We start from the raw sequence: 6,399 nt of genomic DNA on the forward strand, positions 1-6,399 counted from the left end.
TATTTGTTGACAATTGGTATAATTAGATTCCATCCATCTCCTAAAAGTTGAGGGGCTAGTAGGATGGCTGAGTAAGTTAAAAGCAAGAGATAGTTTTTCCAATTTTTCATAAGAGTGCCTCCTATTATTTTGTTTGTTTTTCTTTACTATTATGGTATCATAGAATAAATTCAAAAGATGAAAACGCAAACAATTCTCACATTTTTTGGAGGTCTTGTATGAAATGGGATTTTGGAACAGTCTTAAAGGAAATTCGTAAGTCCAAGGGGCTTAGCCAGCAGGAAGTTTGTGGAGATGCCTTGTCACGGACGACCCTATCAAAAATTGAAAACAACAAAGAATATCCGACCATCGCCCACTTTTCCCATATCCTTCGTCAGTTGGATATGACCTTCGCAGAGTTTGACTATATCTGCCATGCCTATCAGCCTTCGGAGCGTTCGTCTATCATCCATCGCTTTGAAAATCTGAGAGGACGATTTTTTTCCGAATTAGGTTGCCAAGATTTTTTGTACCAAGTAGAGCAGTATTTGAAGAAGCAAGAAGATATACGGGTTCAACGAATTGAGCAACAATTACGCTTAATCTTATCCATTTATCAAACGGGAGATGGGGAGCGGACCAGACAGTTGGGGCAAGCCCTTTGGAAGGAATTGGAAAAATCGGATACTTGGTATTTAGCTGATTTTCGTAAGTTAGGCCTGGTGCTTCCAATCATTCCTGTATCTCATTTGAAAGGCTTTGTAGATAAAATCTTGCTTTCCTTGGACAAGTATAAGGACTTCAGAGATGTACAGGTTAGCCAGTTTGCTTTTCTCTATAATCTATCGACCGTTTTACTGAAAAATGAAGAGTATAAACTTTGTATTTCAGTAATGGAGAGAGTTTATGCTATGGCTCAGGAAAGTATGCGGATTGATTATGTAGGCATGGCCAATGTTCGCATGGGTATCTTTCAGCAGGATAGAGGGATGGTGGACAAGGGGATCGCTATTCTCCGAGCTGCAGACTTGCTGGAGCTGGTTGAACAGTTGGAGAAAGAAGTCGAGGAGTATTGGGATATTTTTGATTCGGAAGAGGTTTGAACTGCTTGAGCTAGTTTATAGTAGCAACACCTGTTTGTCAGGTGTTTTTTTGTTGAATATCACAGGCTTTTACGAATTAGTGTATAATAGAGCTATGGTTAGAATACGAGTTGTAGTGTCTATCTTCGCAAGGTTGACCAAGACTTGTGGCTACGTGCGGCTCGCTTTGATGACGAGTATGCCTTTCCCTTAACCACACTTTTTGCATTTGTGACGAAAAATGCGAATGAATCTGTAGTAGGGAGTAAGCCCTAAATAATTAAAGAGGCAAATATGAAGGAATTACAATTTTTAATTTACCGAGCAGAAAATGACCAAGAAAAGGCTAGTGTTATTGTCAGTGACGAGACGATTTGGGCCAGTCAGAAGGAAATGGCAAGATTATTTGATGTTGGTGTACCAGCTATCAGCAAACATTTGAAAAATATTTTTGAAGAAGGCGAACTAGATGAGCATTCAGTTATTTCCAAAATGGAAACAACTGCAAGTGATGGTAAAAATTATCTAACTAGTTATTACAATCTCGATGCCATCATTTCCGTCGGTTACCGTGTCAATTCTCAAAAGGCTACTAAGTTTAGGCAGTGGGCAACGACTGTACTTCGAGAATACATGATTAAAGGTTTTGCCATGGATGATGAGCGTTTGAAGCAAGGCGAAAACTTGTTGGAAAAAGACTATTTCCGTGAGCTTTTAGAACGAGTTCGTTCTATCCGTGCTAGTGAACGACGAATCTGGTTACAAATCACAGATATTTTTGCGGAGATTGCGATTGATTACGATGCTAATAGCTTGGTGACCAAACAATTCTATGCTCATGTGCAAAATAAATTTCATTATGCAATTACAGGTAAAACAGCTGCAGAAATTATTTATGAAAAGGCGGACCACACCAAAGTAAACATGGGGTTGGTAACCTGGAAACACTCCCCTGACGGACGTATTTTGCAATCAGATGCTCTTGTGGCTAAAAATTATCTGAACGAAAAGGAAATTCGTTCGCTGGAACGTAGTATTTCGGGCTACTTTGACTATCTGGAGCGACAAATTGAGCAAGGAAAGACCCAGACCATGCAAGATTTGGCAGATAGCATTGACCGATTTTTAGCCTTTCAAGACTATGAACTCTTGGAGGGACAGAGTCAGATTACCAGTCAGACTGCCAAAGACAAAGCTAAGTCAGAATATGCAATTTTTAATAAGACCCAAAAGATAAATTCTGACTTTGAAAAATTACTAGAAGATTTATCTTCAAAATAAGCACTCGAAAGGAAAAATATGAAAATCCGTGGATTCGAACTGGTCAGCCAGTTTACAGATGAAAACTTATTGCCAAAACGTGAGACAGCCCACGCAGCAGGTTACGACCTGAAAGCTGCGGAGACGGTCAGCTTGGAGCCAGGTGAGATTAAGCTAGTGCCAACGGGTGTCAAGGCCTATATGCAGGCAAATGAGGTCCTCTATCTCTACGACCGTTCGTCCAACCCTCGCAAGAAGGGGCTGGTTTTGATTAACTCAGTTGGAGTTATCGACGGCGACTACTATGGCAATCCAGCCAACGAAGGTCATATCTTTGCCCAGATGCGAAATATCACAGAAGAAACCGTCGTGGTGGAAGCTGGTGAGCGGATCGTACAGGCTGTTTTTGCCCCCTTCCTTTTGGCTGACGGCGACCAGGCCGACGGCGTTCGGACAGGTGGATTTGGCTCGACGGGGAAATAGACTACGATGCAGATTCTTTTTGTGCGGCATTCCGAGCCCGACTACAGCATGTTTGACCAGCATGAACATCCTCGGCTGTATGCAGGTTTTGGACGGGATCTGGCTCCTTTAACTGAAAAGGGGCGGACTTTAGCTCAGGAAATTGCTAGTGTTCCTATCTTTTCCCAAGCTCAAGTAGTCATTGCTTCAAGCGTCACACGGGCCTTGGAAACTGCGACCTACATTGCTCATACCCAGCAACTACCTCTTCTGGTCGAACCCTTTTTTCATGAGTGGCGACCAGACCTGACGGGGCAAAATACCAGTCAAGATGAGGCTGTCTTAGCTCATCGATTATTTTTGGAAAATGGCGGAGCGGTGCCCGAGACTTCTTCTGTTCGCTATGAGACTGCTGCGGAGATGAAAGAGCGATTTTTACAGGCCCTTGAAAAATACCAAGCCTATGCCCGAATCGTTATCGTCTGTCACGGTATGCTGATACGCCAGTTTGTTCCCAAAGAAACCATAGCCTACTGCGAAATCCTAGAATACACTCTATAGGAGGAAATCATCATCGCTAAGAAAAAAACAACCTTTGTCTGTCAATCCTGCGAGTACCACTCGCCCAAGTATCTGGGCCGTTGCCCCAACTGTGGCTCCTGGTCTTCCTTTGTCGAGGAAGTGGAAGTCGCGGAAGTCAAGAACGAGCGGGTCAGCCTGACAGGTGAGAAGACCCGTCCGATGAAGCTCAATGAAGTGTCGTCCATTCAAGTGGCTCGCACCAAGACCAATATGGAGGAGTTTAACCGCGTCCTCGGTGGCGGTGTGGTGCCGGGCAGTTTGGTCCTGATTGGAGGCGATCCAGGGATTGGCAAGTCCACCCTGCTCCTGCAAGTATCGACCCAACTTTCGACTATTGGCACCGTCCTCTACGTGTCGGGGGAAGAGTCTGCCCAGCAGATTAAGCTCCGTGCCGAGCGTCTGGGCGACATTGACAGCGAGTTCTATCTCTATGCGGAGACCAATATGCAGAGCATTCGGACCGAGATTGAGAAAATCAAGCCAGATTTCCTGATTATCGACTCTATCCAGACCATTATGAGTCCTGACATCTCTAGCGTGCAAGGCTCTGTCAGTCAGGTCCGTGAAGTGACCAATGAACTCATGCAGATTGCCAAGACCAACAATATCGCAACCTTTATCGTCGGCCACATGACCAAGGAAGGAACCTTGGCTGGACCGCGGACCTTGGAGCATATGGTAGACACCGTTCTTTATTTTGAGGGGGAGCGTCAGCACACCTTCCGTATCTTGCGGGCGGTCAAAAACCGCTTTGGCTCCACCAATGAAATCGGCATTTTTGAAATGCAGTCGCAGGGCTTGGTCGAAGTTCTCAATCCAAGTGAGGTCTTTCTGGAAGAGCGGCTGGACGGGGCGACTGGCTCGGCTATTGTCGTGACCATGGAGGGTACCCGCCCCATTCTTGCGGAAGTGCAGGCCCTGGTGACCCCGACCATGTTTGGCAATGCCAAGCGGACCACGACAGGACTGGATTTCAACCGTGCCAGCTTGATTATGGCGGTTTTGGAAAAACGGGCAGGCCTGCTCCTCCAAAACCAAGATGCCTACCTCAAGTCAGCAGGCGGTGTCAAACTGGATGAGCCAGCTATTGACCTAGCGGTCGCAGTTGCCCTTGCCTCCAGTTACAAGGACAAGCCAACTAACCCACAAGAGTGCTTTATAGGCGAGATTGGTCTGACAGGTGAAATCCGCCGCGTCAATCGGATTGAACAACGGATTAACGAAGCCGCCAAATTGGGCTTTACCAAGGTTTATGCCCCCAAAAATTCTCTGACAGGTATCAAGGTCCCCAAGGAAATCACCGTTATCGGCGTGACCACCATTGGCGAAGTCTTGCAGAAAGTATTCAACTGATGAAATCATCGGGAGTGACAGCTAGTCGCTCCTCTTTTTGCGACAAATGGTCGGGAATGTGATAAGCTAGGTCTAACCTATTTCTGAAAATTTCAGAAATTCTCATCAGACAAGGAGGTCCTATGTCTTATTTTCAAAACTTTATGAAGGCCAACAAGGCCTATGTTGACCTGCATGGTGATTACCATTTGCCTCTTCGTCCAAAGACCAAGGTGGCTATCGTGACCTGTATGGACTCACGGCTTCACGTGGCGCAGGCCTTGGGCTTGGCTCTGGGTGATGCCCATATACTGCGGAATGCGGGCGGGCGCGTGACGGAGGACATGATTCGCTCGCTAGTCATTTCCCAGCAGCAACTCGGTACACGGGAAATCGTGGTGCTCCACCATACAGACTGCGGTGCCCAGACCTTTACCAATGAAGACTTTACGGTCCAACTCAAGCGGGATTTGGGGGTGGATGTGGCTGGTCAGGACTTTCTTCCTTTTACAGACATTGAAGAAAGCGTGCGGGCAGATATTGCCCTTTTGAAACAATCTCCGCTCATACCTGACGACGTTGAAATTTCAGGGGCTATTTATGATGTGGATACGGGTCGTATGACGGAAGTTATCTAGTCATTCAGTTTATCTTTTATTACGTCGTTAACTTGCTTTGCTGTACTCTACGAACGTTACTTACTGTCGTAAGTATGATTTCCAACCTTCAACAGTCCGCTGGACTATTGAAGCAACCTGCAGCTCACTTCCTAGTGCTGAAAGACTATGTAATAAAAATGGGGGAACAGATGGTGCGGTTTCCCGTATTTTTTATAAAAATACTTGACAGGGTTTTGTTTTAGTTGTAGAATTGTGTTATACAAATAACACAAAACAAGGAGACCTTCTCATGTCAGACAATCGGATGAAATATACTATCGATAGTAATATGCAATTTCCTTTAGTGGAAATTGCCTTAGAGGCTGGAGAGTCAGCTTATATTCAACAGGGGAGTATGGTCTACCATACGCCCAGCGTGACTTTGAATACCAAGCTCAATGCGCGTGGTGGTTCAGGTTTTGGTAAATTGATGGGGGCCATCGGTCGGTCAATGGTATCAGGCGAATCTATGTTTATCACGCAAGCTATTTCCAATAGTGACGATGGAAAAATTGCACTTGCGCCTTCAACGCCAGGTCAGGTTATTGCCTTGGAACTTGGTGCAGAGCAATATCGACTAAATGATGGTGCCTTCCTTGCCCTTGATGGTTCTGCTCAATATAAAATGGAACGCCAGAGTGTTGGGAAAGCTTTCTTTGGTGGTCAGGGTGGACTCTTTGTGATGACTACAGAGGGGCGCGGAACACTTTTGGCGAATGCATTTGGTTCTATTAAGAAGCTAACTTTGGATGGTGGAAGTATCACCATTGACAATGCTCATGTGGTTGCTTGGAGTCGTGATTTGGACTACAATATCCATATGGAAAATGGTTTTCTCCAATCTATCGGTACAGGTGAAGGAATCGTTAATACCTTTACTGGTTATGGAGAAATCTATGTACAGAGTTTGAACATTGAGACTTTTGCTCAGGTCATTGGTAATCATATTGTCGGTGCAGGTGGTGACGGTGGTGGTGGAAGCACATCATTGCTGGATGCAATTTTTTAATAGTGGAGAAATAGAAGCTGAGGGCTACAAC

Annotated in this window: 7 protein-coding genes; all 7 read left to right on the plus strand. The window is 45.3% G+C overall.

Annotated features, from left to right (window positions below; translation table 11 throughout):
* Positions 1 to 218 precede the first annotated feature (218 nt).
* A complete protein-coding gene (locus F9856_RS04600) occupies positions 219 to 1,085 on the plus strand; it encodes a helix-turn-helix domain-containing protein (protein ID WP_202105904.1) in 867 nt (288 codons plus the stop codon).
* A 273-nt stretch (positions 1,086 to 1,358) separates the two neighbouring features.
* The gene (gene rhuM, locus F9856_RS04605; protein ID WP_044672888.1) at positions 1,359 to 2,345 is read left to right on the plus strand and encodes a RhuM family protein; all 987 of its coding nucleotides are present in this window, start codon (positions 1,359 to 1,361) and stop codon (positions 2,343 to 2,345) included.
* Positions 2,346 to 2,363: 18 nt separating this feature from the next.
* Positions 2,364 to 2,807 carry a dUTP diphosphatase gene (locus F9856_RS04610; RefSeq protein WP_002939955.1) on the plus strand — a complete coding sequence of 148 codons (444 nt, stop codon included), beginning with the start codon at positions 2,364 to 2,366 and terminating at the stop codon, positions 2,805 to 2,807.
* 6 nt (positions 2,808 to 2,813) lie between these two features.
* Entirely contained in the window at positions 2,814 to 3,347 is a 534-nt protein-coding gene (locus tag F9856_RS04615) for a histidine phosphatase family protein (RefSeq protein ID WP_202105905.1), read from the plus strand.
* A gap of 6 nt (positions 3,348 to 3,353) precedes the next feature.
* Positions 3,354 to 4,721, plus strand: coding sequence for a DNA repair protein RadA (gene radA, locus F9856_RS04620; RefSeq protein ID WP_024404944.1), 1,368 nt, complete (start codon positions 3,354 to 3,356; stop codon positions 4,719 to 4,721).
* A gap of 122 nt (positions 4,722 to 4,843) precedes the next feature.
* Positions 4,844 to 5,338, plus strand: a complete 495-nt coding sequence (locus F9856_RS04625; protein ID WP_029175493.1) for a beta-class carbonic anhydrase — start codon at positions 4,844 to 4,846, stop codon at positions 5,336 to 5,338.
* Positions 5,339 to 5,609: 271 nt separating this feature from the next.
* The gene (locus tag F9856_RS04630) at positions 5,610 to 6,368 is read left to right on the plus strand and encodes a TIGR00266 family protein (protein WP_013730631.1); all 759 of its coding nucleotides are present in this window, start codon (positions 5,610 to 5,612) and stop codon (positions 6,366 to 6,368) included.
* Positions 6,369 to 6,399: the final 31 nt, after the last annotated feature.

Origin of the sequence: Streptococcus suis (genome assembly GCF_016743335.1) — a bacterium.
GTDB classification, from domain to species: Bacteria; Bacillota; Bacilli; order Lactobacillales; family Streptococcaceae; genus Streptococcus; species Streptococcus suis_Y.

What these genes read in the sequence shown, in the direction of transcription:
- F9856_RS04600 (WP_202105904.1), top strand. Translation starts at nt 219, where the DNA reads ATGAAATGGGATTTTGGAACAGTCTTAAAGGAAATTCGTAAGTCCAAG.
- rhuM (WP_044672888.1), top strand. Translation starts at nt 1,359, where the DNA reads ATGAAGGAATTACAATTTTTAATTTACCGAGCAGAAAATGACCAAGAA.
- F9856_RS04610 (WP_002939955.1), top strand. Translation starts at nt 2,364, where the DNA reads ATGAAAATCCGTGGATTCGAACTGGTCAGCCAGTTTACAGATGAAAAC.
- F9856_RS04615 (WP_202105905.1), top strand. Translation starts at nt 2,814, where the DNA reads ATGCAGATTCTTTTTGTGCGGCATTCCGAGCCCGACTACAGCATGTTT.
- F9856_RS04625 (WP_029175493.1), top strand. Translation starts at nt 4,844, where the DNA reads ATGTCTTATTTTCAAAACTTTATGAAGGCCAACAAGGCCTATGTTGAC.
- F9856_RS04630 (WP_013730631.1), top strand. Translation starts at nt 5,610, where the DNA reads ATGTCAGACAATCGGATGAAATATACTATCGATAGTAATATGCAATTT.